28 protein-coding genes are annotated in these 25023 nt (G+C 63.5%); 13 read left to right on the forward strand and 15 right to left on the reverse strand.

The window, feature by feature from the left end; all coding sequences use genetic code 11:
- Positions 1 to 100: 100 nt before the first annotated feature.
- Positions 101 to 865 (forward strand): ROK family protein, encoded by a 765-nt coding sequence (locus EYW47_RS19715; RefSeq protein ID WP_133196590.1) that lies wholly within the window; start codon positions 101 to 103, stop codon positions 863 to 865.
- A gap of 34 nt (positions 866 to 899) precedes the next feature.
- On the opposite strand, the gene EYW47_RS19720 is transcribed toward EYW47_RS19715, so the two are convergent.
- Positions 900 to 2069, reverse strand: a complete 1170-nt coding sequence (locus EYW47_RS19720; RefSeq protein WP_133196512.1) for a GGDEF domain-containing protein — start codon at positions 2067 to 2069, stop codon at positions 900 to 902.
- Between the two features lie 346 nt (positions 2070 to 2415).
- Complete coding sequence (locus EYW47_RS19725) at positions 2416 to 2787, reverse strand: hypothetical protein (protein ID WP_133196513.1); 372 nt, start codon at positions 2785 to 2787, stop codon at positions 2416 to 2418.
- Between the two features lie 28 nt (positions 2788 to 2815).
- On the opposite strand from EYW47_RS19725, the gene EYW47_RS40940 reads away from it, so the two are divergent.
- The 3 genes from EYW47_RS40940 (at position 2816) to EYW47_RS42460 (ending at position 4623) form a co-directional block, all read left to right on the forward strand.
- Positions 2816 to 2980, forward strand: a complete 165-nt coding sequence (locus EYW47_RS40940; RefSeq protein ID WP_165976619.1) for a hypothetical protein — start codon at positions 2816 to 2818, stop codon at positions 2978 to 2980.
- A 1097-nt stretch (positions 2981 to 4077) separates the two neighbouring features.
- Positions 4078 to 4344 carry a hypothetical protein gene (locus EYW47_RS19730; protein WP_133196514.1) on the forward strand — a complete coding sequence of 89 codons (267 nt, stop codon included), beginning with the start codon at positions 4078 to 4080 and terminating at the stop codon, positions 4342 to 4344.
- A 144-nt stretch (positions 4345 to 4488) separates the two neighbouring features.
- Positions 4489 to 4623, forward strand: coding sequence for a hypothetical protein (locus EYW47_RS42460; protein ID WP_276322954.1), 135 nt, complete (start codon positions 4489 to 4491; stop codon positions 4621 to 4623).
- Between the two features lie 69 nt (positions 4624 to 4692).
- Here the strand turns inward: EYW47_RS42460 and EYW47_RS19735 are convergent, their stop codons facing one another.
- The 3 genes from EYW47_RS19735 to EYW47_RS19745 are packed head-to-tail and all read right to left on the reverse strand — an operon-like array spanning position 4693 to position 7507.
- A complete protein-coding gene (locus EYW47_RS19735; protein ID WP_133196515.1) occupies positions 4693 to 5811 on the reverse strand; it encodes a porin in 1119 nt (372 codons plus the stop codon).
- A gap of 39 nt (positions 5812 to 5850) precedes the next feature.
- Complete coding sequence (locus tag EYW47_RS19740) at positions 5851 to 6546, reverse strand: SDR family NAD(P)-dependent oxidoreductase (protein ID WP_133196516.1); 696 nt, start codon at positions 6544 to 6546, stop codon at positions 5851 to 5853.
- A 58-nt stretch (positions 6547 to 6604) separates the two neighbouring features.
- The gene (locus EYW47_RS19745; RefSeq protein WP_133196517.1) at positions 6605 to 7507 is read right to left on the reverse strand and encodes a sterol desaturase family protein; all 903 of its coding nucleotides are present in this window, start codon (positions 7505 to 7507) and stop codon (positions 6605 to 6607) included.
- 154 nt (positions 7508 to 7661) lie between these two features.
- On the opposite strand from EYW47_RS19745, the gene EYW47_RS19750 reads away from it, so the two are divergent.
- A complete protein-coding gene (locus tag EYW47_RS19750) occupies positions 7662 to 8345 on the forward strand; it encodes a Crp/Fnr family transcriptional regulator (RefSeq protein WP_133196518.1) in 684 nt (227 codons plus the stop codon).
- Positions 8346 to 8357: 12 nt separating this feature from the next.
- On the opposite strand, the gene EYW47_RS19755 is transcribed toward EYW47_RS19750, so the two are convergent.
- Positions 8358 to 9827, reverse strand: coding sequence for an MFS transporter (locus EYW47_RS19755; RefSeq protein ID WP_240763805.1), 1470 nt, complete (start codon positions 9825 to 9827; stop codon positions 8358 to 8360).
- Between the two features lie 142 nt (positions 9828 to 9969).
- On the opposite strand from EYW47_RS19755, the gene EYW47_RS19760 reads away from it, so the two are divergent.
- Positions 9970 to 10710, forward strand: coding sequence for an ArsR/SmtB family transcription factor (locus EYW47_RS19760; protein ID WP_133196519.1), 741 nt, complete (start codon positions 9970 to 9972; stop codon positions 10708 to 10710).
- 21 nt (positions 10711 to 10731) lie between these two features.
- Here EYW47_RS19760 and EYW47_RS41370 read toward each other — a convergent pair whose 3' ends face one another.
- The 3 genes from EYW47_RS41370 to hydA all read right to left on the reverse strand — a co-directional run bounded on the left by EYW47_RS41370 (position 10732) and on the right by hydA (position 14191).
- A complete protein-coding gene (locus EYW47_RS41370; RefSeq protein WP_205710109.1) occupies positions 10732 to 11163 on the reverse strand; it encodes a hypothetical protein in 432 nt (143 codons plus the stop codon).
- An 11-nt stretch (positions 11164 to 11174) separates the two neighbouring features.
- Entirely contained in the window at positions 11175 to 12650 is a 1476-nt protein-coding gene (locus EYW47_RS19770) for an NCS1 family nucleobase:cation symporter-1 (RefSeq protein ID WP_205710110.1), read from the reverse strand.
- A gap of 116 nt (positions 12651 to 12766) precedes the next feature.
- On the reverse strand, positions 12767 to 14191 hold the full coding sequence (gene hydA / locus EYW47_RS19775) for a dihydropyrimidinase (protein ID WP_240763806.1): 1425 nt from the start codon (positions 14189 to 14191) through the stop codon (positions 12767 to 12769).
- A gap of 328 nt (positions 14192 to 14519) precedes the next feature.
- Between hydA and EYW47_RS19780 the strand changes: the two genes are divergently transcribed.
- Positions 14520 to 15164 carry a GntR family transcriptional regulator gene (locus EYW47_RS19780; RefSeq protein WP_240763812.1) on the forward strand — a complete coding sequence of 215 codons (645 nt, stop codon included), beginning with the start codon at positions 14520 to 14522 and terminating at the stop codon, positions 15162 to 15164.
- A 170-nt stretch (positions 15165 to 15334) separates the two neighbouring features.
- Here EYW47_RS19780 and EYW47_RS19785 read toward each other — a convergent pair whose 3' ends face one another.
- The 3 genes from EYW47_RS19785 to EYW47_RS19795 all read right to left on the reverse strand — a co-directional run bounded on the left by EYW47_RS19785 (position 15335) and on the right by EYW47_RS19795 (position 16994).
- On the reverse strand, positions 15335 to 16264 hold the full coding sequence (locus tag EYW47_RS19785) for an MBL fold metallo-hydrolase (protein WP_133196522.1): 930 nt from the start codon (positions 16262 to 16264) through the stop codon (positions 15335 to 15337).
- A 63-nt stretch (positions 16265 to 16327) separates the two neighbouring features.
- Complete coding sequence (locus EYW47_RS19790) at positions 16328 to 16672, reverse strand: zinc ribbon domain-containing protein YjdM (RefSeq protein ID WP_133196523.1); 345 nt, start codon at positions 16670 to 16672, stop codon at positions 16328 to 16330.
- Between the two features lie 133 nt (positions 16673 to 16805).
- Entirely contained in the window at positions 16806 to 16994 is a 189-nt protein-coding gene (locus EYW47_RS19795) for a ribbon-helix-helix protein, CopG family (RefSeq protein WP_133196524.1), read from the reverse strand.
- A gap of 171 nt (positions 16995 to 17165) precedes the next feature.
- Here EYW47_RS19795 and EYW47_RS19800 point away from each other — a divergent pair, with 171 nt between their 5' ends.
- Positions 17166 to 17528, forward strand: a complete 363-nt coding sequence (locus tag EYW47_RS19800) for a hypothetical protein (RefSeq protein WP_133196525.1) — start codon at positions 17166 to 17168, stop codon at positions 17526 to 17528.
- A gap of 211 nt (positions 17529 to 17739) precedes the next feature.
- Here the strand turns inward: EYW47_RS19800 and uraD are convergent, their stop codons facing one another.
- Together uraD and EYW47_RS19810 are read right to left on the reverse strand one after the other, a co-directional pair.
- Entirely contained in the window at positions 17740 to 18267 is a 528-nt protein-coding gene (gene uraD, locus EYW47_RS19805) for a 2-oxo-4-hydroxy-4-carboxy-5-ureidoimidazoline decarboxylase (RefSeq protein ID WP_133196526.1), read from the reverse strand.
- Between the two features lie 137 nt (positions 18268 to 18404).
- Positions 18405 to 19343 (reverse strand): LysR substrate-binding domain-containing protein, encoded by a 939-nt coding sequence (locus tag EYW47_RS19810; protein ID WP_133196527.1) that lies wholly within the window; start codon positions 19341 to 19343, stop codon positions 18405 to 18407.
- Between the two features lie 381 nt (positions 19344 to 19724).
- Here EYW47_RS19810 and EYW47_RS19815 point away from each other — a divergent pair, with 381 nt between their 5' ends.
- Genes EYW47_RS19815 through EYW47_RS19830 form a run of 4 tightly spaced genes read left to right on the forward strand, consistent with a single transcriptional unit; the run spans position 19725 to position 22468 of the window.
- Entirely contained in the window at positions 19725 to 21065 is a 1341-nt protein-coding gene (locus EYW47_RS19815) for an MFS transporter (RefSeq protein ID WP_133196528.1), read from the forward strand.
- Positions 21066 to 21068: 3 nt separating this feature from the next.
- Positions 21069 to 21590: a hydroxyisourate hydrolase gene (uraH, locus tag EYW47_RS19820; RefSeq protein ID WP_133196529.1), complete on the forward strand. Its 522-nt coding sequence runs from the start codon at positions 21069 to 21071 to the stop codon at positions 21588 to 21590.
- 48 nt (positions 21591 to 21638) lie between these two features.
- Complete coding sequence (uraH, locus tag EYW47_RS19825; protein WP_133196530.1) at positions 21639 to 21974, forward strand: hydroxyisourate hydrolase; 336 nt, start codon at positions 21639 to 21641, stop codon at positions 21972 to 21974.
- Between the two features lie 29 nt (positions 21975 to 22003).
- The gene (locus EYW47_RS19830; RefSeq protein WP_133196531.1) at positions 22004 to 22468 is read left to right on the forward strand and encodes a nucleoside deaminase; all 465 of its coding nucleotides are present in this window, start codon (positions 22004 to 22006) and stop codon (positions 22466 to 22468) included.
- A 125-nt stretch (positions 22469 to 22593) separates the two neighbouring features.
- Here the strand turns inward: EYW47_RS19830 and EYW47_RS19835 are convergent, their stop codons facing one another.
- On the reverse strand, positions 22594 to 24057 hold the full coding sequence (locus tag EYW47_RS19835) for a phytoene desaturase family protein (protein WP_133196532.1): 1464 nt from the start codon (positions 24055 to 24057) through the stop codon (positions 22594 to 22596).
- A 137-nt stretch (positions 24058 to 24194) separates the two neighbouring features.
- On the opposite strand from EYW47_RS19835, the gene EYW47_RS19840 reads away from it, so the two are divergent.
- Entirely contained in the window at positions 24195 to 24797 is a 603-nt protein-coding gene (locus EYW47_RS19840; protein WP_205710111.1) for a TetR/AcrR family transcriptional regulator, read from the forward strand.
- The last annotated feature ends 226 nt before the right edge of the window (positions 24798 to 25023 follow it).

The raw sequence follows: 25023 nt of genomic DNA on the forward strand, positions 1-25023 counted from the left end.
AAGCGCGGCAAAAAACACCCAGGCAAACACAACGGCGAGGACGCGAGCCGGCACGAAGAATAGCAATAGCACCCGGAATCGCGCGCCCGCAGCGCGGCGCATCGAAAACATTCTCGCCATCGACATAGGCGGCACCGGGCTGAAGGCGGCGATCATCGACGCGAACGGCAAAATGCGCACCGACCGCGTGCGCGTTCCGACGCCGCATCCGTGCTCGCCTGCCTTGCTCGTCGACACGCTCGATGCGCTCGTCAAGCCGCTGGTCGAGCAGTATCCGCCCACCCATGTGTCGATCGGCTTTCCCGGTTTCGTGCGCGAGAACCACGTGCTCACGGCGCCGCATCTCGGCGTGGAAGGCTGGAGCAACGTGCCGCTCGCGCAGATGCTCGGCGAGCGCCTCGGCAACCCTTCGGTACGCCTGATCAACGATGCGGAAATGCAGGGCTTCGCCGCCATCGAGGGAAAGGGCCTCGAATTCGTCCTGACGCTCGGCACGGGCGCGGGCACGGCGATGTTCCGCGACGGCGAGTTGATGCCGCACCTCGAACTCGCCCACCATCCGGTCAGCAAGAAGCACGCGTACGACGAATATATCGGCGATGCCGCGCGCCGCAAGGTCGGCAACAAACGCTGGAACCGGCGGGTCGAGAAAGTCATCGGCATTCTCGAATCGCTCGTGCATTACGACAAGTTGTGGATTGGCGGCGGCAACGCGGCGCGGCTCACTTTCAATCTGCCGCCTGACGTGGCGACCGTGCCAAACGAGCGGGGTATCGAAGGCGGAGCGCGTCTGTGGCATCCGCTTTCGCTGCGCGAAACGCGGCAGCATCCGGAAGCAACGCAGCGCACGGGCGTTTTCAAATGACCGCCCCGGCGGTCATCGCTGGATTGGCACGGTTTTAGCGCGGCGCCGCGATACCGTGCACATCGACTTCCGAAGCCGTGACGACGCGGTTGCGCCCCATCGCCTTCGCCAGGTACAGCGCCGCGTCGGCGCGCGCCATCGCGCCTTCGAGCGTGTCCGCCAGCGCGATCCGCTCGACGCCGGCGCTGAACGTGCAACGCACGCCGTCGTCGGGCACGCGCTCCAGCGCAAGCCGCAGCGCGTTCGTCAACGCCGCTGCATCGCTCTTTCGTGTGTCCACGAAAAGAATGGCGAACTCCTCGCCGCCCAGACGCCCGAACAGATCGCATCCGCGCAACTGGCCCAGCACCACCGAGCCGATATGCGTCAGCGTCCGGTCGCCGACGGCGTGGCCAAAGCTGTCGTTGATCGACTTGAAATTGTCGATGTCGAGAATGGCGATGGAGAGCGCCTTGCCGGCCTCCCGCGCCTCGCCAAGCAGCACCCCCGCTTTCTCCATGAACGCGCGGCGCATGAGCGCGCCCGTGAGTTCGTCGATCGTCGCGAGCCGTTCCATTCTTCGGATCAATTGATCGTGCGCCAGCATGACCATGCCGATCGACATGCATGGCGACGAGACGATCGCGAGGCCGAGCAGCACGACGTTCCACGGCGACGGCTGCACGAACGCGACCGGCGGCACGAGGCCGAAGACCACCGCACCGGCACGCGCAAGGTGGCTCAATGCGCCGAGCCAGGCCGACACCGCGACGAATCGCGCGGCATAGCGCGCACCCGCATGCCGAGCGTGACGCAGCGCCAGCGTAGCCGCGGCGATCCGTCCGTAGGCCAGCACGACGGACAGGCAAACGACCCTCGCCTCGATGCTCGGCGAAACGCACGTGAAGTACACCATCGCGGCGAAGGCAGCGGCGAAGGCGGCTAACTCCGCGCGCCGCGTGGGCGGGATGCCGAAGAACTGGCGCGTGCCCTGCAGCAGCAGCGCCACCGCCACCATCGTGATGAACGAAATGGCGACGATCGCAAACGGACGCGGCCGGTCGCCGGCGAACAACACCGCCGTTGAAGCCACGGCCAGGAGCGCATAGGCCACGCACCAGCGCACTACGCCCGGCACCGCCGTGCGGCGCAGCGAACCCAGGATGGCCACGCTCATCGTGCAGGACACGATCAAGATCCCGAACAACGCGAGGGGGCTGAGCATGAGATCGGGCCTGGTGGAAAAAGACGATGAATCAGGATGTTCGAAACGACGCCCTGAAAACGAAAGTAAATTGAAAACATATTGAAGCCTTAAATTAAGGCATCAATCGCGCTGTAGCGGCGAAGACGTATCGTATCGCAGGTCCGCGTCGGGAAAATACCATGACACTGTGGCGGTGCCCGATCAAGACGCGGAACCCCATCCGCTGCTTGACAGAATCCACTCGCCCAACAGGGCGCGGCCACATTTATCAAGGATGACTAATCACTTCGGGTGCATGAAGGCGTGCGCCACGCACCTGACCATTGAAGGCGGCTTGAATCGATCGGGCTTGTGAGGAAAGAAACTACTGGGGGTCCAGGCTCGGATCGAACGCCCTTTCACCTCTGGCGTTCTGCTCGGCGATGGCGTGCGAGAGCAAGTTTCGCGCTTCGCTGTTCGACGCGTCGATGGTCAGCGCATGGCCCGCGTTGTGCCACGCGCAAACCCAATCCGCCTGGCGCGCGCACAGGCGTGCGTAGCCAAGCAACGCGTCGCGCTCCTGCTCGCGGGAGACCAGCTCGGCGTGGAGTTGCCGCGCCTCCCCGTTGCCGGGTTGTTCGGCCAGCGCGGTCATGATGGACCTGTGGGCTGGACCGAGATCGTTCTTGTCGAGACTGACTCGCGCAATGGCTAGATTGCGCGCGACGTCGGTGTGCGCGCTCACCTCGCGCTTCATGACGGCGGCGCGTTCGTCACGAAGACTCTTGAACGATGCTGCGTTGCGCTGGGCGGCTTCCGTGTGCGGCGCCGTGGTGCGCGAGGGCGGCGCCACGGCCTCGGTCATAGAAGGCGGCGCGCTCGCAGTCTCGGGCGGCGGCATGGGCACGGCCACGGGAGTCGGAATGGGCCCGGGCGGCGCGGAGTCGTGAGCGGCTGCGTTTGCCACTGCGTTTGCGGGCCCATTCACCGCTAACATCGCAGACCCTTTTTGTGTTCCGATCACGGCCCCTTGGGCGACCTGGGTTTCCGCGGCCATTTCCTGCGCATTGTGATGCGAGTGCACATAAGCGGCGACGACAAACACGCACGCGGCCACACAGCCGAACGCATAGAGATACAGACGTCCGTGACGCGCCGCGTGGTCATCGTAGGGACGAGCGGCTCTCATCGCCTCGCGAGACGATGCGCCCAGCAGGCTCGCGCCGCAATGGGGGCAGAAGTTCAGTGGTCCTTCGAGCCTGGCCCCACAACTGGAACACTGCCGCGGGCCAGAACTGCCTTGTGCTGGTTCATTGAGCATGGGAGATGCTACGGCTTCGATGGATCTGATGGGCTGCCGCTGCCTCAAGGCGCGTTGCAGCGGATGACGACGTCGTAAAAATCGGTGTCGGACACCGTGAATCGTTGAGTAGTGGTCGAAATATTCATCTTGAATATGGACTACTTCGCCGCGAAGATCAATCGGCGGGTCGACCAGCGTGACGGATCTGTAACGTCCCTGTTTCGCGGCAAATCTGCACTGTTCGTGAGCGCGGTCCCGCCCCAAAACGCCAGCAAATCGCGGGCTTCATCGGCCTGAATCATTACGTTGCTCACACAACGTTCGGATTCCTGCTTATTTACCATGGATGAAAATCAGCGGCCGGCAAGATGACAATGACTCACGGCAAGGCGCGCGATTTGATGAATCATCGCACGCGCTGCGAAGGCTCAGACGATGGGATTGTGCGCCGCAATAATTGAAATTTGCCGAAAATACGGGCTCGCGACGAACATCGATTTGATCGGCGATCGGATCTGGAGAAAAAATCAGGGCCTGTACCGATCCCGGGATGCGTTCAGCATGCAGCCCGCTGCCGTCCGTTCACCCATGCCGCTCCGCCGGAAGTCTGCAGGTCTGCTCACGATTCGAATGTTCGAGCATGGACGAAATTCGGATGGGCGTTTGTAAGGGAATCTACCGAGTGTTCGTGCAACGGTCGCCGTGCGACTCTATGTCTCAGTGCCATTCCCTATGGAGCCAGGCATGCAAGCTGAGACGCTCAAGAATGCAAGGGCCGCCGCTTTTCTGAATCGGTCGGCGCTGTGTCTGCTGTTGTTGCCAGCTGCGTGCCTTGTCTGGGCACTCCAGGCGTACTCGCCACAGGATGCATGCTGGCTTTGCTTCTCGCTGGCCACCTTCGCCTGGCCTTTCGCTGGCGTCCTGTATTTGGTCTCAGCAGGATTCCACGTCGACACCCCCGCTCAGCGTCTCGAGAAGGACGCCGGATTTCGCGAGGCGCATGGGCACTAAGCCTGTGTGCGGTGCAGCCGGGTAGTCCGCTGTAGTTGCTCGAGCGAAAACCCTCTGGAAACAGGCGGTTTTCGAGCGGCGGCCGTTTAGCCGCCATTCGTCCACCGGACCATGAACTGTGGCCCGTTGGGAGTCTGGGCAAACATGGCGGACATTCTTGCCGCGCCAGCGACGTTCGACGTTTCGCCGAGCCAATACCGCTTCGTCAACGGCAGCGGTGAAAGCCACACGCCCGTGACGGCCACAGCCGTCATTGCGGCGCTGTGGCAGCCGCAATGACGAGCGCTATTCGACTTCGCTCTGCTCGAGCATTGCCGTGCTCGACGTGGGAGTGCCCCACGTCGCCACTCAGAACCGGTGGGTCATGCCTATCCCCGCCAGAATCTGTTTGGTGCCCGGCGCGCTAACGGTTATGCCCGGCCAGCTAACCGTCGAGCTACCGTTGTTCTTGATATAGCCGGCGCGCGCATAGAGGCTGGTTCGCTTCGACAGCGAGTGATCGACGCCAACCTCGACGCCCGGTGCGTTGTCGTGCACGCCGCGCACGTCACGCTCGGTGAAGGCGATTTCGATCACATCGGCCGAGCTGGCCTGGATCGTGGCGCCCAGTTCGGCTGTGCTGCTGGAATGAAAGGTCCCGAGCAGCGCAGCCAGCGATCTGGCGGGTGGATTGTCCGCGCGCTGGTAGGCATAGTTGAACTGCAGGTTCACGATACCTATCCGGTAGGCGATGGCCCCGATGAAATGCTCCGTTCCCAGCAGACTCAGCGGGCCGGGCAATCCCGCAATGGTTTGCTCTCCAGAATGTTGATTGACGTACGACACGCCTGCGTACAGTCCGTAGCCCGTATAGCTCGCCCCCACGTTCAACATGTTGCCTCCCGTCGACGGCGTGGGTTGCGTTACCGTGGCCGCAAACGCGTACATGCCGTACAGTTGCAGGCCATTCAAATTGGGCGATTGATACAGGATGGAATTGCTTGCGCGCCCATTTCCCGACTGCGTCGACAAGGTATTGCGGTCGACCGCCAGAACGTTGGCCGACATCGGCGACAGCACTTCGTTCAGGCGAAACGGATCGGTCGGGTACAGGACTCTGAAGCTGGGCACATATTGGCGGCCAAACGTGAGCGAGCCGATTTTCTCGCTGGTCAGCCCAACCCACGCCTGACGATAGAAGAGCGACGTCGTATCGGCGAACAGCGTGCCAGTGTTGATGTTGTAGCCTCCTTCGAGATCGAATTGGGCCGCGAGTCCGCCGCCGAGATCTTCCGTTCCCTTCATGCCGAACAATGAGCCGCTCGACCCGCCGCTTCGCTGCGAAAAGGCGTGCGCGCCCCCGTTATCGAGGTATTGCATGAACGTATCGGCCACGCCGTACAACATGACGCTCGAATCCGCCGCGGCGGCATTGCCGGCGGCAAGAACGAGTGAGCTCCCGAGAACGCCCGTAACGAACAAACGCATGCATGTCTCCTATGTCTCTATGCCGCTTTTAGCGGACGCTCAGACGCGACCCCTGACGGGAATGAGTGCGCCCGTAATGGGCGATGCGGCCTCCGACTGCAGAAAGACGATCACGCGCGCGAGTGCCGCGGCGTCTACCCAGCGAGCAGCATCTTCGTCCGGCATGGCGGCGCGGTTGGCGGGTGTGTCGATGATGCTGGGAAGCACGGCGTTGACGGTGATGCCACGATCCTTGAACTCCTCGGCCATTGCTTCGGTCAGCCGTGCGACGCCCGCTTTCGACGCCGCATAGGCGCCCATCCCGGTGCGCGCCTGGTTGGCCGCGAGCGCACCCACGTTGACGATGCGCCCGGCGCCGCATTGCAGCAGGTATGGCAGCGCAGCCTGCGAGGCGGACAGTGCGCTGCGCACGTTGAGCGCATACATGCGGTCCCAGGTTTCGACATCGCCACTTTCGACCGTTTCCCAGACGAAGCCACCCGCAATGTTGACGAGGCCGTCGAGTCCGTTCAGCCGCTCGGCCACGGCTGTCAAACACGCTCTCGCCGCCGCGGCATTGGTCAGATCGACGCCGCCCCAGCTCGCTACGCCCTCCTTCAAACCGGAAGGCTCCGACGCTTGATCGACGAGCGCCACCTCCGCACCCGCCGCCTCCAGCACATGCCCAACTGCGATGCCGAGCGCACCGAAACCTCCCGTCACGACGATGCGCTTTCCTTCCAGTACCTTGCTCATGCAAACTCCAACTCTCTTTAGCCAAGTAGTGATTCCTGCGTCGATGCTTGCGCGCGACTCAGCGGGCGGAATCCGCAGCCCCGTCAAGCGACATCTCGACCGCTGATTCGTCGCTATAGATCTGGCCGCCGAATTTCAGCGCGCTGTATTCGCGGCTGGACTGACACAGCGGATAGAACATCTGGTGGTTCCAGCGCTCCGCCCCGAACAACTGATCGTCGCGCAAGCCAACTTCCTCGGGGTACTGCCGCGTAATATGAGCAGTGCCAAACAGTACGTCCCAGAAAAACAGCAGATTGCCGAAGTTGCCTTTGTAGTGGCCAATGCCATCCACATTGGTAATCGCGTGATGCGCGCGATGCGTGGCTGGTGTGGAGAGCGTGCGCTCCACGATCCACATGAGGGGGTGCAACGCACGGATCCGGTAAAGCGGCGCATCCCACGCCCAGGCGCAATGGGCGCCCAGAATGACCACCAGCTTGACTACGACATAGGCCGCGTAGACAGTTCCAAAGCCCAGGTACAGCGTCACCGCGCCAACCCATAGGCCCGGCATCATCAGGTAGTAGAAAAAGTTGTTCCGGTACGTGACGCGGATGCTCATATAAGACGCGGAATGGTGGGCACGATGAAGCGGCCAAAGCAACGCGGAATGCGAGATCCGGTGCCACCAGTACTGCATCATGTCGTCGCCCACCAGGAGGATGCCGGTCATCGCCCACCAGGGCAGCGTGGACCAGGCATTGCGAAGGTGAGGCGCGAAGCGCTGGCAGAGCGCATCGGTCACCAGCACGATGAGCGGCTGCGTGAACACCAGCAAGCTGAGGGACATCAGCAGCTCGAGCTTGGTGTCGTTGCTGGTGGCATGGACGGTGTCGCGATAGCGTTTGCTGATGATTTCCGCCATGGCGAATCCTGCTATGGCAATGGCAATCAGCAACCAGGTCAATTTCTGATGCATACGATATGGGCCAGGTTGGAAATGGATCGGTGGTGAAGTGCGGGCGCGCGCAACGGCTTGCGTGTGTGGCCCGGTCGCTGCATGATGCTGGAGTCAATCCGATAAGACTGTTCAAATCTTGTCGATTCAGGGCTAATACCGATACCTGTTCACCATGCAAGTCTTTTTCGACAATCCGTGGTTTGCAAGTTTGCCCAGAGAGGTGGCCGACGCGCTGCTGGCCTGTGCCCGGCCTCTGCGCCTCGCGCAGGGTGAAGTGCTGTTCCGGCAAGGCGATCCGTTCAAGGAGTCGCGCGACGGTTTTTTTGGCGTCGCCAAAGGGGCGATCAAGTTCTTCGTGATTCACCCCGATGGCAACGAGGCGATTCTGACCATCATCGAACCCGGCAACTGGTTCGGTGAGGTGATGCTGCTGGCGCGGCATCCCCGGACCACGACAACCGTGGCGATGGAAGATACCGAGCTGGCGGTGGTCAGCGCGGAGGACTTTGAAGCGATGATGCAGAACGTTGCGTTCGCACAGGCTATCGCCGTGATGGAGGCAAAACGGCTGTTGGGCGTGTTCGGGCTGCTCGCCGACATCGCACTGCGAAGCACGCGCACGCGGGTGGCACGCCGTCTGCTCATGCTTGCCCGTGGCGACCTCACTCAGTCGAGGAGCGAGCATCCGGTCATCGGCACGTCGCAGGACAACATCGCCATGATGCTGGGCGTCAGCCGCACAACCCTCAACAAGGAGCTGCAGGGGTTGGCAAAAATGGGCGTCATCGAACTGCGCTACGGCAAGATCGAAGTGAAGGACATGGGCTTGCTGGTCGAAACGTCCAATGGCGTCTGAGCGCGTGGCAGGTCATTCGTTGACACGCCGGCCAATTGATTGACGCGCTGCCGCCCGCCCGGCGGCCCCATGCCACCAGACCACTGCGGCCGCGATCGATAGCGAGCCCGCCACCATGGCGCTCAAGTGCATGCCCCGTGCAATCGCGTGGCTCGCGCCAACCAGCGTTCCGCACCATGCCACCCCAAGCGCCGCGCCAACCTGGCGTGCCGCGTTCAGCACGCCAGCCGCAATGCCTGAACGGCGATCCTCCACCGCCGTCATGAGCGTGGCCGTGGTCGCCGGCGTGATCAAGCTCGCGGCCAGGCCGATCGCCGGCAATGGCAGCGCGAGCAGCGCATACGGGGCCGCTGCGCCAACGCCCGCAAGACCGAAAAATCCCGCGGCGGACAGCAGGCAGGCACCGGTCACGAGGTGCTTCGCCCCGAGCCAGCCGAGAGCGCGCTTCGAGATCAAGCTCCCCACCGGAACCGGCAACGTCAGCGGCAGGAACGCCAAGCCCGCCTGCATCGGCGTATAGCCCTGTTGCCGCTGCAACAGCAGGCTGAGTTCGAATAGCAGTCCGTAGAACGTGAACGCGGAAACCATCGACACGAAGACGCCACCCGCGAAGAGCGGCTGGCGAAACAGCTTCATCGGCAGCATCGGTTGCGCCCGCATCGTTTCTATGGTGACGAAGATCACGCCAGCCGCGAGCGCGCCGGCGGCAAGCGCCGGCTGCCAGCCGTATGCGGGTACGTCGATGACCAGCATGTTGAGCAGCCCGAGCGCCACAATGCCCGCAGCCTGGCCCGCGAAATCGAACTTGCGCGCAGCGGCCTCGGCCCATCTGAAGGGGGCAGCGTGCCTCACGCGCAAGGCCAGGACCATGCCCGCCATGCAGATCGGCACGTTCACCAGAAAAATGCTGCGCCAGCCGGCGAGACCGACAAGAACGCCGCCGAGCAGCGGTCCCGACGCCATGGCAATGCCGCCCAGCCCCGCCCACAAGCCGAATACCGCTGCGCGTTCGCGCGAATCCGCCCACGTATGGCTGATGAGCGTCATGGAAGCGGGCACCAGCAGCGCAGCGCCCCCACCCTGCAAGCTGCGCGCCGCGATGAGCATCGGCAGGCCCGGTGCACATGCGCACAGCGCCGACGCCACCGTGAAGCAAGCAAGGCCGGCGATATAGACATTGCGCGCGCCGAGCCGGTCGCCAAGCGTGCCGCCCGTCAACAGGAGGCTCGCGAAAGTCAGTGTGTAGGCGTTCAAGACCCACTGCAAGCCGGACACACTGCCTGCCAGATCCAGCCCGATGCGCCCGAGCGCGAGATTGACGATCGACGTGTCGAGAATGACGATCACGTAGCTCAGGCTCGTTGCCAGCAGCACGCGGCGTTGCTGCGCAGTCTCGACAACGCGGTTGTCACTACGGTCACTGCGGTTGTCGATGCCGCTGTTCATCCGGCTGTTCATCCGGCTCTTCATGCGCTTGTCCACGCGCGGGCTCCCTTTGCGATGGTCGGTCGACCTGGCTGTCCGTCACCAGTATCGAAGATCGCCGTGGACCGATGCTTCGATGCCTGTCGAAGCATGCGCGCGCCGATTGGCGATATGCTGGCGTCGAATCCCGGGGGCTACGATGAGCAATTCACCCAATCTGTCTTCCACCGCGTTTCTGATTGCCGACGCCGCGCGCGCCGCCATGCTGATGGCGCTGGCCGACGGCCGCGCCCGGCCGGCCGGCGAGCTGGCGTTTGCCGCGGGCGTGACCGCGCAGACGGCCAGCAGCCACCTCGCAAAGCTGCTGGACGGCGGCCTGCTCGCGGTCGAAAAGGAAGGGCGTCACCGCTATTACCGGCTCGCTGACCCGCGCGTCGCGGAGGTGCTCGAAGGGCTGGCGGCCATCAGCACCGGCCGCAGCGTCCGCCGCAAGCCATTGGGCGGCGAAGCGCAAAAGCTGCGCTTCGCGCGCTGTTGCTACGATCACCTCGCCGGGCAAATTGGCGTGGCCGTGACGCAATGCCTGATGGAGCGCGGCTATCTCGCGCCGGGCAACGAACGCAGGCTCGATGTGACCTCAGCCGGCGCGGCCTGGTTCGGCAGTCTCGGGCTCGATGTGGCGACCCTCAAGCCGGGTCGCCACGGCATCGCGCGGCAATGCCTCGACTGGACGGAGCGCCAGCATCACCTCGCCGGCCCGCTCGGCGTGCGGTTCATGACCCTATTGTGTGCCCGGGGCTGGTTGCGGCGCACGCAATCCTCACGGGCCGTTCAGGTCACGCCGGACGGCTGGGCCGCTTTGAAGAGCGAGTTGGGATTGACGCCCGCAGCGCTCGAGCGTCTCGCGCAAGGAGAAAGCGGCACGCCGGCGCGCACGTAATCGCGCCGGCCGCGTCGAGCGCTATCCGGCCGAGCCTGCGCCGTGCATGTCGTCGGCATCGTCGTCAGCGTCGGCATCGTCGTCAGCGTCGCCGAGCGTGTCGGGATCGATTTCCAGCACGCGGCAGACGTCGCGCACGAATTCGCTCATGGCGGCAAGGCATTCGGGGCTGTGCGGCGGGAAATCCTCGGGATTCTTCTTGCCCTGCGCCCGCCTGATCGCGCGAATGCTGGCCTCCAGTGCCCGCGCTTCGGCCCAGATCGATTGGTTCTCGGGAGGTTTCGGATGTTCGCACGCCATGCCCTGATTGACGGCAACGGGGACGCAAACTTTAGAGGCGTGCAAGGTTCGGACGACGGTGCGGTGCAGCAAAGTGTTTTGGCGCAGCGCGGCTGCCGGGCCGGGCCGGCGCAGCGCGATCGTCGCGATCGCGCCAGCACCAGCTGTGAGCATCTCCTGTGCGCTTACTCCAGCGCGCCCAGTCCCCCATTCTTCCCCGAATGCGCCATGGTGCGCCGCGCCGCGCCGCCCATCGCGACGTAATACGTCACGCCCGCAGCGACGAAACCGATCGGCCAGGCAAACGCGGCAATCGCAGAGAGCGCGGGAACCAGCGCAATCACGACCGCTGCACCCGCCGTTGGCACGAACACGGCCAATGCCCGCGGATTGAAGCCGTTGCGATAGAAGTATTCGCCGCCCTCGTCCGAGCGATACAGGTCGTTGAGGTTGACCACGCCGCGCCGGATCAGGAAATAGTCGGCGGCCATGATCCCGAAGAGCGGCCCGAGAAACGCGCCAAGGCCGCCGAGGAAGTAGTTCACGACCACAGGATTCGAGTACAGGTTCCAGGGCATGACGACCAGCGCCAGCACCGCGCTGATGACGCCGCCGCGACGGAACGTGATGCGCTTGGGCCAGACGTTGGCGAGATCGTAGGCGGGCGACACGAAGTTGAGGACGACGTTCACGCCGATGGTCGCGACGATGAACATCAGCGCGCCCACGACCAGCACGAACGTGTTCGGCACTTTCGCGAGAATCAGCGCGGGGTCGGTGATGGCCTTGCCGAACACCACCACGGTGCCTACCGTCATCGTGATGCTGATGGCCGCGAAGGCCGCGAAATTGATTGGGATTCCCCAGAAATTGCCGACGATCACCGACCGTTCCGATTTCGCGAACCGGGTGAAGTCGCAATAGTTGAGCAGCATGGTCGCATAGGTGGAGACCAGCAAGAACGCACCGGTCAGGATGCCCTGCACCACCCCGCTACCCGACAATGGCTTGACGGACAGGTTCATCGGCAGGTGCCAGTCGGCCATCGCGAAGAGCCACACGGCCATCAGCAGCATCACGACCCACACGATCGGTCCCGCCCAGTCCTGGAAGCGGCGGACCGCTTCCATGCCGCGCGTGATCACGAGCAGTTGCATGACCCAGAGAAACACGAAGCAGGCCCAGCCCAGGTACGACAGGCCTAGCAGGCTCTGGTCCTCCCAGTGCTGCAAGGCGGGATTGATGCGCAGCAGCAGCACGACCACCGCGGTCGACGCGAGGTAGGTCTGAATGCCGTACCAGCAGATGGCGATGACCGCGCGGATCAAGGCCGGCACGTTGGCCCCCCAGATGCCGAAGCTGATTCTCGCCATGACGGGAAACGGGACGCCGGTCTGCTGCCCCATGCGTCCGGCCCAGTTCATGCCGAAGAACAGAATCGCGGTCCCGATCAGAATGGACGCGAGCACCTGCCACCCCGTCATCCCGAGCACGAACAGGCCCGCCACGAACGTATAGGTGCCGATGTTGTGTATCGCCGACATCCAGACGGCGAAGAAGCTATAGGACGTCCACTTTCGCTCGGTGGTGGGCGCCAGGTCGTCGTTGTACAGCCGGCCTGTCGGGTCCAGCCTTGCCAGTTGCCTGTCCTGTCTATCCACGATCATCTCTCCTCGCATAAACCGGCCGCTCAAATTAATTAGTTAAGCGAAACTTCCACGATTCAGCCGGCACTCCATGAATGGAACCCACACAACTTTCGATCAGCGCGACTGGCTCAGCCGCGCGCACCGTGAGGCGCAAGCGAGGGCTTCCCACAGCGCAGGAAACGCCCTCGCCCACGGCGCGGATGGAACTCGCCGTCCCAGACCACCGTTCCGCCGATCAGCGTGATGGCGGGCCAGGCCCGCAGCGTCTGGCCTTCGTAGGGGGTGTAATCGACCGCATGATGCAGGTCCGCATTGCGCAGCACGAATTCGCGCTCGCCCCAGATGACCAGATCGGCGTCACTGCCGATCGCGATGGTGCCTTTGCGCGGGTGCAAGCCATAGGCCTTGGCCGGATTGGTGGCCGTGAGCTCGACGAAGCGGTTCAGCGTCATGCGCCCCGCCAGCACGCCTTCGGAATAGAGCAAGGGCATGCGCGTCTCCACGCCGGGAATGCCGTTCGGAATATGGCGAAACGAGACTTCCTCGCCGGCGGGCTTCTTGCCTTCGGGTGCGTCGTAGCGGAACGGCGCGTGGTCGGAGCTGAAGAGCGTGAAGAGGCCGTCGTTCAGGCCGTCCCAGATCACTTGCTGGTTGGCCTTGTCGCGCGGCGGCGGGCTGCAGACGCACTTCGCGCCCTGGTAGTTGTCGTCGAGGCCGAGATCGGCGGCGGTCAGAAAGAGGTATTGCGGGCAGGTTTCGGCATACACCTTGAGGCCGCGTGAGCGCGCCCAGCGGATCTGCTCGACGGCCTCGCGTCCCGAGACGTGCACGATCAGAACCGGAACGTCGACCAGCTCGGCCAGCGTAATGGCCCGGTGCGTGGCCTCGCGCTCCACCAGCAGCGGCCGCGCGTGCGCATGAAAGCGCGGCGCCGTGCGGCCCGCGGCTTCGAGGCGCTTGGTCAGCCATTCGATACAGTCGGCGTTCTCGGCATGCACCATGGCCATCGCGCCGTATTCGCGCGCGACCGAGAGCACATCGAGGATCTGGCCGTCGTCGAGCTTCAGGTCCTCATAGGTCATGTAGATCTTGAAGGACGTGTAGCCCTCGGCGATCAGCGCGGGCAACTCCTCCTCGAGCACCTTCGGCGTGGGGTCGCTCACGATCAGATGGAATGCATAGTCGACATGGGCCTTGCCCTCGGCACGGCCGTGATAGTCGTCCACGGCCGCGCGCAGCGACTGCCCTTTTTCCTGCGCGGCGAACGGAATCACGGTGGTGGTCCCGCCGCAGGCCGCTGCGCGCGTGCCCGAGTCGAAGTCGTCGGCCATGCGCAGCGGCGGCGCCATCGGCTGATCGAAATGGCAGTGCGCATCCACGCCGCCCGGCGTCACGACGCGCCCGGCCGCATCGATCTCGCGCGAGCCTGCCGCCAAGTTCATGCCCAGTTGGACGATGCGCCCCCCGGCTATGCCGATGTCGGCAACAAAGGTGTCGCTGGCCGTGGCCACGCGTGCATTGCGGATCACCAGTTCGAGCGCCGAAGCTGCCACCTGAAGTCTCCCGGCTTGAAAATTAGTCTTATGAATCAATGGCAAGCATGCGGGCTTGCATGTCGACATCATAGTCAACAATGTTGTTTACAACACTAGTGTTTACATGAATGTCGACAATGCGGGAGGCCGCCGGTATCCTGACCGGGTGCGATGCGCAGCGTCGCCGGGCGCACTCCCCCCGCGCCGACTGATTCACCGCAAACGAGAGGCCATCACCGTGCCCGCTATCGACGAGCTCGCTACGCCCCCTGCCGACAAGCCCGCCGCGCGCAAGCGCAAGCCCGCTGCGCCATCGCGCGCGCCACGGGAGCTGAGCCAGGAAGAGATCTACGAGCGCATCTACACGGCGATCCTCGAACACCGGCTGCACCCGGGCACCAAGCTCGCGGAAGAGCGTCTTGCCGAGATCTTCAATGCGAGCCGCGGGCGCATCCGCGAAGTGCTGGCGAGACTCGCGCATGAGCAAGTCGTCGAGCTGGTTCCGCAGAAAGGCGCTTACGTGGCCCGGCCGTCCATCGAGCAGGCGCTCGACGTCTTCGAAGCGCGCCGCTTGATCGAGCCTGCGGTGATGCGCAGGCTCGTGGAGACCTTGAGTGCCGAAAAGCTCGAACGCCTGCGCGAGCACGAAGCGCTCGAGGCCGAGGCCCGCCAGCGCGAAGACAAGCGCGCCGTGATCCGGCTCTCGGGCGAGTTCCATTCGCTCGCGGCGGACCTCGCGGGGAATTCGGCGCTGGCGCGCACCATGCGGGAGCTTTCGGTGCTGACGTGTCTCATGATCTTTCTCTATGACGCGCCTACGGCAACCTGTTGCCGCGCGGATGAGCACTCGCAGATCGTCGAGGCCATCGCCAAACGCGATGCGGGACGCGCCGAGCGTCTGATGCTCGAGCACCTGGATCATATTCAAAGCAGCATGAAGCTCGAGTCGGAAACCGGTCAGGTCGATCTCGAAGAGATTTTCAGAACTTGATGGGCGCGCGCTGCGCTCGGCCTCGCCGACGTAGAAGCGCTGCGCCGCGCCGCTGCCGAAGGCGTCAGAGAACTACTGGAGTAAGCATGCGTTTGCGCGGCGCCGAATGGAGATCGGCGCGATTTCTTTGGCGTTTTTCTGGCGTTAATCAGGGGTCTGCCTGCCCGCACTCATGCGAGCCGGCAGACACCCTCCTCGCCCACCTTGACCCGACCATCGGCCACGAGTTCGGCCAGATGCTGCGAAATGGTCCGCGTCTCCGCCGAGACCACCCACGGGTTTTCATAGCCGGGCGGATACAGCAGCCGTTGCTCGACCAATTGCTCCAGCGTCTTGGGCGACTCCTTCAGCCATGCCAGCAGGCGCTGCTCGCGTTCGTCGATCCTGGCGGCAAACGCGGCGAGGTCGCGCAAGAAATGCTCACGGTCGGTGTACACGCCCCGGTGGTGCGAGGTGACCCAAACCTTGGCCGGAATATCCGGCAACCGCGCGAGGCTGTGGCGGAAATCGCGCAAGCTCGAACAGGTGTCGCCATAGTAAGGCCCAAAGCCGGTCAGATCGATATCGCCCGTAAAGGCCACGCCCTCTGGCTCGACCAGCAGGACACAGTGGCCGGCGGTGTGGCCCGGCAGGTGGAATGCGCGAATGCGCGACTGGCCGAGCTCCCAGCACGCACCGTTCACGTAGCCTTGCGCGTCCGGCCGCGGCGCATAGAAGAAGTCGCGCTCGAGCATGGCCCGCAACGCGCCAGGGTCCTTCGCACCCGTGCCGTAGGCCGCGAACATGCCCTCCCAGCTACGGATGGCCGGCAAATCGGCTTCATGCACATGGACGGCAGCGCGGGGAATGCGGTGCAGGCCGGCCATATGATCTTCGTGCACGTGCCCCATGACCACTAGCTCGGTCGCATCGAACTCGGCGCCGATGTGGTTCGAGACCAGCGGCGTATCGAAGGCCGCACGCGTGTCCGAGCCACGAATGAGCACCTGGTTGCCGTCGGGATATTTGCCGTTCTTCGCGCCGAACAGGACCGAAACGCGCCCGAAGTCGGCGCGCGCGATGGATACGTGAGAAGCGGAGTTACCGGCAACGTGACTCATGTCGATCCATCCCTGTGCAAATGGTGATTGCCACAGCAGCGACCGGAAAAAGCCGAACGCCGGTCACGCCTTCTTGACGAACTCCGATTTCAGGCTCATCGCACCAAAACCATCGACTTTGCAGTCGATGTCGTGATCGCTATCCACGAGGCGAATGTTTTTCACCTTGGTGCCCATCTTGATCACGCCGCCGGAACCCTTCAGCTTGAGATCCTTGATGACGGTGACGGTATCGCCGTCCTGCAAAATATTGCCCGCCGAATCGCGATACACCATTGCGGCAGGCTCGGCCGCCGCTGCCTCGGCGCCCACGGCCCATTCGTGGCCGCATTCCGGGCAAATATAGACGGCACCGTCTTCATACACGAATTCGGAGTGACATTGCGGGCACGGCGGTAATGCGTTCATAGTCAATTCTCACGCCCGTTGAAGGCGGTTGTTACGGTGTTGGTCGACGGATGGTCCGTATGCCGCGTATGCATCGCGGCCGCGGCATCCGGCGGTTCGGGTTCAGAAGGCCGCGGCGCGGACTTGACAGGACTTACCGGCGCGTGCGCGTACCGACAGTGCTCTTCGTCTTGTAGGTCACGCCATGCTGCGAGAGGTATTCGCGGATCAATTGCCGGACGACCTGTGAAGGCGTCAGATCCTGTGCCGCGCACAGCTCTTCAAATGCCGCCTTCTTTGCGGGGTCGATCAGAATCGTCAGTCGGGCGCTTTTGGTTTCCATTACGCAGGTCATTCGGGTCTGGACAGGTTAATCAAATTATACAAGCGCGCCCGCGAGGAACTCGCCTAACAACGCGTCCCAGCCAGCTTCCCGCGCATGAATCGTGACCGTCTCGACGCATGTCATGTGCGGGTCAAAACGCTTGACGCGTAGCGCCTGAGGCGGCAGCGCATGGTCGAAGAACCGGCTGGCCATGTCCAGCAGGAGGCAAGGCTTGCCCCTGTAGCGCGCGGCGAGGGCAGAAAGTGGATCCTGGACGTGGCGGGCGGATTGCGCTGGATAGACAAAGACAAGGTTCACGCCCGCGGCATCGAGCTGGTCGCCCAGCGTCGCAAAGCGGTCAAGCAACTGGAACCCGCGCCCGCCTGCCGGCCCAACGCCCACGGCAACGAGCCCGCGCTCGCCGCACGCATCGCGCAAGCGTATCCACTTGCTTTCATGCGTCAGCAATGGAACATCCACGTCTATCATGCCCCCCTCCCCGGCTTTGCCCGTCACCCAGCACGACGAGCTACCGGCCCGGTCAAGGTGTAATTATATGTTAATCATCTTAGAATTCTGTGTAAACGCGACGGAAATGACGCAGGGGCCGTGCACTAGCACGCGCCCTTGCGGCGCGCGCACGATCATCGGTCAGCGAAGCGGGAGGGAGGCGATGGAAGGAAGGAGCGATCAGAGTAGCGATCGCTTTGCAGTTGCGGGGGCGGCGAATTGAAGAAGCGCACGATGCGCAGCGGGTTGCCCCTTACACCACCCGCTGATTCAGCCGGCCACGCGTAATGGCCTTGATCTGATTGAGCGCGTAGTCGAGCTCGAACGCCGTCTCGCGCGAGACGCGGCTCTCCAGCTCGAAGAAAATGCCGGCCTTGGTGTAATGGCGAACGCAGATGATGAACGGGAAGCCGTGTCGCTCGCGGTACTGGCGGTTCATCTGCTGCAACTGCGTCTCCTCCTGCTGGGAGAGCGCGTGCAAGCCGGCGCTGCTCTGCTCGTCGACGGATGCCGACGTCATCGCGCCGCGCCGCACGCCTTCGGCAGACAACTCCGGGTGGCGGTCGAAAAATGCCTTCCTCGCCGCAACGTCGCGCGCACGGATGCTATTCATCATCGCTTCATGGAGGGCGTCCACGGACTGGAACGGACGGGCGCCCCAAGCCGCCTCCGCCACATCGGGCGAGTGCTCGAAGATATCGCCCAGCGTTTGCACGAACTGGTCCTTTTCCATCGCGTTGATCGCAGCGAGATTGGGGGTGTCGAGATTGTTCTGGGCCATCGTCGTTAAAGTCCTCGAAACGGAAAATGAAGCTTCGAGTATAGAAACCGACATGGCCCATGCAGTAGCGGGCAAGCTCTATGGGCCGTATAGCAACCGGCGAATTCACGCCATAGGCCTCGCTCCCAGGCGCCACGCTACGCTGCGCCCGCAACGGCTCTCAACACCGTGACGCTCTCGCCAATCAGGCCGCGCAACCAGATGTGCGCTTTCGCGCGATGCCTGTTCGGATGCCATAGCGCATAGAAGCGCATCAGCGGAAAGTCGAACGGCGCCGGCTTGATGATGAGCGGCAAGCGGCGCGCATAGTACGCCGCGAAGTGCCGCGCCGTGGTCAGGATGAGATCCGATTCGCTCACCAGATAGGGCGCAAGGCTGAAATACGGGCACGAGACCTGCCTTCCGCGCGAGAGCCGCAGCGTGGCGAGCGAGCTGTCGACAACGCCGCGTTGCGAGTTCGAGTACGGCAGCGGCACCAGATGCGAAGCGTCGATATAGCTTTCGGCGGTCAGCTTGCCGGGCCGCGTGAGCGGATGATCCTTTGCCATCAGGCAAACCACTTCATCTTCGAGCAATACGCTCATATGCAGGTGCTCGGGAGAGACCGGCCAGTTGCCGATAACGATGTCGACCTGGCCTTCCGCCAGCGCCTTTTCGTAATCGTAGTCCGCCCCCATGGGCAGCGTCACGAGCCTCGAATACGGCGCGTGGCGCCGGAACCGGCTCACCAGATCGGCAAGAAACGGCGGCGCCAGATAGTCCGGCATCGCGATCGTGAAGGTGCGCTCGGAGCGCGCGGGATCGAAGGCCTCGTCGGCGCTGAGCATCTTCTCCAATGCATTGAGCGCAACCTGCGCGTCCTGAACCAGTTGCAGCGCCCGCTCGGTCGGCACCATCTCGTTCTTTTCCCGTGTGAGCAACGGGTCGCCGAACAGCTTTCTCAAGCGCTTGAGCGCCGTGCTGAGCGCAGGCTGCGACTGGTTCATTCGAATGGCGGTGCGCGACACGCTTCTTTCCTCGACGAGGGTGCACAAGACACGCAGCAGATACGTGTCCAGCGGATCGTCATTGCGCATGGTGACTTCCTGTTGATTATCCGATTCCACTTTGCCAACGATCGCCGCCCGCCGTCAACGGTTCCCGATGCGCAATGAATCGCGCACGACGGCATTCATTGGGCGCTTTCGGAATTCGAGGTTGGATGACCACCGCCCGCGTTGCCCATCCTCGCTGGATAGCCCCGCGAACCGCGTCGCGCCGGCCACCTTTCAGTTTGATATAGAGCCTATAACACCTCCGCGCTACCCGCCCCCATACCCCTGCGATATGGTCACAGCTCACTACAAATACACGGCCCCGCGAATCGCCGGTGCAGAAGTCGATTCAGGCTGACCGCCACGTGAGTGAGGCGGTTGCATCTGCGGCTTTGAAAGGTCGATCTCTTTCAGGAGACACTCATGTCCGTCACTGAGCAGAATGCGTCGGTCTATTCCGGCGCCGATGCTTCGATAGAAGATGCCGTCTACCGCAAGGTCTCCTGGCGCCTTCTGCCGTTCCTTTGCATTCTCTGGGTGCTCGCGTGGCTCGACCGGGTCAATATCGGCTTTGCCAAGCTGCAGATGCTCGATACCCTGAAATTCAGCGAGGCGGTCTACGGACTCGGGGCCGGCATATTCTTCCTCGGCTACTTTTTCTTCGAGGTGCCGTCGAACGCCCTGCTGCAAAAGATTGGCGCGAAGAAAACCATCATGCGCATCACGATTGGCTGGGGCATCATCTGCATCCTCCAGTCATTCATTCGCACCCCGACACAATTCTATCTGCTGCGCTTTCTGCTCGGTGCGTTCGAAGCGGGCTTCTATCCCGGGATCATCCTGTACCGGACCTACTGGTATCCGAGCAGCCGGCGCGCGCGGGCCTTCGGCACCTTCATGTCCGCGTCCGCCATCGCGGGCGTGCTCGGCGGCCCGCTCGCGGGCAGCATCATGACCTCAATGGACGGCATGGGCGGCCATCATGGCTGGCAATGGCTGTTCGTGATCGAGGGCATTCCTTCGATCCTGGCCGGCGTCGTCGCCTTCTTCTACATGACCGACCGGCCCGATCAGGCCCGCTGGCTCACGGTCTCCGAAAAGCAGGTCGTCCAGAACATTCTCGAGCAGGACAAGCGTGCGCTCGGCGAGCGCGGACATGACTGGCGCACGCTGTTCCGCAATCCGAAAGTGTGGCTGCTGATCGCCATCTTCTTCTGCCTGCTGTGCGCGAATTCCGCCCTCACGTTCTGGATCCCGACCATCATTCGCGATGCGGGCTTCGGCTCGACCTTCGTGATCGGCTGGATCGCAGCGTTCGCCTACGTGTTCGGCGCGGCCGGGATGATCCTCAATGGCGCGCGCTCCGACCGCAACAAGGAGGTGCGCTGGCACTTCGCCGTGCCCGCGGCGTGCGGCGCGTTGGCGATGGCGGCCATGGCGGCCATGCTGGGCTTCTCCAGCATGGCGCCCGCCTTCACGATCGCCGCCATGGTGGTCGCGCTGGCCGGCACGATGAGCGCCATCCCGGTCTTCTGGCAGTTGCCGAACCTGTACCTGGCCGGCAGCGCCGCGGCTATCGGCGTGGCCTTGATCAACTCGGTGTCGAACCTGGCCGGCTTTGGTGCGCCTTATGTGCTGGGCCTCGTCAAGAGCGCCACGGGCAGCCTCTCGCCCGGCCTCTACCTCGTTGCCGCCATTGAGCTCGTGGCCGCCGCACTCGTGATCGTCTTTATCGTACACGCTCGCCGCTCCAAGGAGTGCTAACTGATGAACGACCTCAGCAAACCCGGGCGCCGGCAGTTCGTCCTCGCCTCGATGACCATGGCCGGCGGCATGCTGCTCTCCCGCGAGGCGCTTGCCAGCGCACCGGCAACGCCGGACAGCGCGGCGCAGCAGCCGGCGCAATCCGCCGACCCCATTTCGCAGCACGGCGTCAGCCCGCGCCTGACGATACACATCCTCGATACGTATCACGGCACGCCCGCCACGGGCCTGCATGTGGATTTTTCGCGGCTGGAGAACGATGTTCCTGTGCGGGTCAGGCAAGTCGTCATTAACCAGAACGGTCGCGCCGACGAGCCGCTGCTGATCGGCGACAGTTACCAGACGGGCAGTTACCAGTTGCTCCTTCATGTCGATGACTATTACCGCATGAAGGGAGCACCGCTCCCGTCTTCCCCGTTCCTGACCCAGGTCCCCATTCGCTTCCGTATCGCCAGCACGGCGCAGCGGCTGCATCTGCCCGTGCAGTTCGGGCCGTGGAATTACACGTACTACCGCGGCAGCTGACCGGCAAGCACCGGCACGAACTCATCAACTCAAAACGGAGCCAAGCGAATGGCTGGCATCAGCACCCATGTTCTCGACCTCACGACAGGCAAGCCCATCGCCGGCGTGCCCATCGAGCTCTACGACCTGAGCGTGAATCCGCCCAAGCTGCTGAACCGCACGCTCAGCAATCTTGACGGCCGCACCGATGCGCCGATGCTGCCCTCCAGCGCGGCGAAAGCAGGACAGTTCGAACTGCGCTTCGCGATTGGCGCGCATTTCAAGGATGAGGCCGCGCTCGCAGATGTCGTGCCGGTGCGCTTCACCGTATTCGATCCCTTGCAGCACTATCACGTGCCGCTGCTCTGCTCGCCGTGGTGCTTCTCGACGTACCGCGGCAGCTGACCCCCAACCCATCTGAATGGAGACGCCCTATGTCCAATACCGAAAACTATCTGGTTGACTCGATCCGTCTCGCCATGGAGAACGTGCGCGAGCGCAAGACCTGGCCTTTCGGCGCCGTGCTCGTCAAGGACGGCAAGGTGCTGGCCCGCTCGGTCAATGAAGTCGACGCCACTTGCGACCCCAGCGCTCACGCGGAAATGCAGGCGGTGCGCGCCGCAAGCAAGGCCCAGGGCAGCACCGACCTGAGCGGCGCGGTCGTCTACGCGAGCGGCTATCCGTGCTCGATGTGTTTGTCGGCCATGTATCTGGCCGGCGTCGGCAAGGTCTACTACGCCTACTCGAACGAGGATGGCGAGCCCTACGATCTCTCCGCGGAACGCGGCTATGTGGAGATCGCCCGCCCGCTAGAGCAACGCGAGATGCCGCTCGTCTACCACCGCGCACGCGACGAAGGGCAAGATCTGTACGAGGCGTGGCAAGCGGTACAGGAATAACCGAAGCGGCGGTCGGCAATCCGCGCGGCTTAGTTTGATCGAGGCGTGCGGGCATACCGTGCCAGCGATACTCAATGAAGGCCTGCGATGCAGGCCAACCAAGCTCGTAGAGCCCGAACAGGGAACTAGTGGTCCGCTGCCAACAGGCTTGCTGCGGCCTGTAGCCCCGACAGCATCGCAGTGGGTACGCCAAAACCCGGAAACGTCGTCTGGCCCGCGAGATGCAAGCCCGGGAGTGCAGTCCGATGCGGAAAGTAAGCATTGGGACTCGCGCCCGGTGCGATGCCGTAGAGCGCGCCTTCGTATAGATGCCACTCGCGCGCGAAGGTGGGGGGATCAATGGTTCTCATCGTCTCGACGCCCATGGCCGGCAGATGCTTGCGTAACGCGGCCAGATGCCCTTCGAGCGCACGCTCTGTCATGGCCGACGTCCACTGTTCGGCGTGTTCTACTCCGGACACCGGCGCATACAGCTCAATGACCGCCCTGCCCGCTGGCGCCAAGCTCGTCAACACCTGGCTCGGCGATGTCCAGGACAACCAGCGAGGCGTAGCGGCCCCGACCTGATGCATCTCACCTTGCCGGCTCATGGCAGGAACGTGATTGACGATGAAGGATCGGGACCCCTCGTCGAAGCGGCCCCCCAGCTGCACGGCAACGGCCCGGTGCGACAGCGGTGCCTTGCGCGCGGTGCGCTGCAATGATCGCGGCACGGCGGTCGCCGGCAACAAATGATTGACCACGCTGAAACCGGAACAGGTGGCGACGACGTCGCGCGCCGACAAGTATTCGCCACCTGCCAGCGCCACACCTGTCACACCATCGCCACCCACCTCGATCCGCTCGACTTTGCAGCCGCAGCGCACGGGCACACCGAGTACCTGAAGCGCGCGCAGTGGTGCGGCGGTGATTGCGCCCATGCCGGTTTTTGGCAAGTAGAAGCCTTCCTCCAGCAGGGCCAGCAGACCGATTAGCTGGGAGGACGGCAGGCGCGCTGGCGCGGTGCCGGTGTAGAGCAGGATAGACGCCACTGCCGCCTGCAAGGAGGGGTCCCGAAAATAGCTGGCGATCAGGCTATCCGCCCGGCCGGCCAGCTTCGGCAGATAACGCCAGAGTCGCGCCAGCGTTCGCGGCAATGACGGCTCGAACGGCAACACGTCATCAAGCAGGCGACGATAGACAGGTTGCCAGTCCGCCTGCAGCTTGCGCAGACCGTCACGCAACAGCGCGGTGCGGGATGAGGCCTGAAACCCCTCCACCCGCGCCGTTTCGAGTGCGCCCAGATGCACCACCGTGTCATCGTCGAGATGCGTCTCGTGCGGATGATCGATAGGCACCAGCGGCACCTCCGCGTCGAAGTCCAGCCCGAGCTGCTCGAACGTCCGGCGAAGCAGTGATGGCACGGCCACGTAGACGGCGCCGTTGTTAAACGTATAGCCGTCCACTTGCGCGGTGGAACAGCAGCCGCCGGGTTGGTCCGCCGCCTCCAGCACCATCACTTCGCGGCCAGCACGGGCCAGCGCCAGGGCTGAAGAAAGGCCAGACAGGCCGGCGCCAATCACAATGACGGGAGCAGCGTTGCGGGACATGGGTAACCTCGTGCAAGCATTGCGAATGCGGGAGCACACGCACCGCCGGCGGGCGACAATCGCCGCGCCGTGGTATCCTTGTCCCGCCATAATTGGACAATGTCCAATTATGGTCATTGTCCAATATCGAGTCCGGCATGTCCACACCCACCCACACCCATGGCAAGCGCGCTCGCACCCGCGAACACCTCAGCGCGGTGGCGCTGGCGCTGTTCTGCCAGTTTGGCTACGAGGCCGTCACCATGGAGCAGATTGCAGCTAAAGCGGGTGTCGCACGTGGCACCTTGTACAACCATTTCCCGGTGAAAGAGGCGGCACTCGTGCACGCTTTGCACGGCAAACTGGCCAGCGATCTCGGGCCGTTGCTGCACAAGGCGATGGCGCGTCGCACCCTGCAGACGCGGCTTGCCGCGATCCTGGGTGCCTCGGCGCAATGGTGGGAGTCGCACCGCGACTTTGCCGCGCCATACATTCGCTACCGCTTCCAGGCCATCGGGAAAGGACAGCCTGGGCAGAGCGACTCCGACATGTTGCCGCTCTACGCGCAATGGATCGCACAGGCGCAGGAAGAAGGCGAAGTCCGCAACGATATCGCCGCGCTCCTGCTGGCTAGCCACCTGCATTTCCTCTATCTCGGTGCAGTGCTCCGCTGGCTCGATGATGACTCGGCAAGTTTGCGTGCCGAGCTTGCGCGGACGCTGAAATTCTTCATGGCAGGCGCCACTGTGCCGAAGCACTAACCGGCGCGCTTAAGGCCGCGACGGTGTCAATCATGCTGAGATAGCTGGAACGTACCCGCGAACTCGCGTCCGCGACGACAACGCCTTCCCTGGGAGCCTGTTGCGCACGGCGAAGTACCGGCCGGAATTGCTCGAGGCCAGCCCCGATGACCTTCAGGTCGCGCGCGAACGAGTTCGTCGATTCGTGGGCAACCGCATGCCAACACCTTTTTCGCTTGACACACGA

It is taken from the genome of Paraburkholderia silviterrae, assembly GCF_004353915.1.
Taxonomy (GTDB): Bacteria; Pseudomonadota; Gammaproteobacteria; order Burkholderiales; family Burkholderiaceae; genus Paraburkholderia; species Paraburkholderia silviterrae.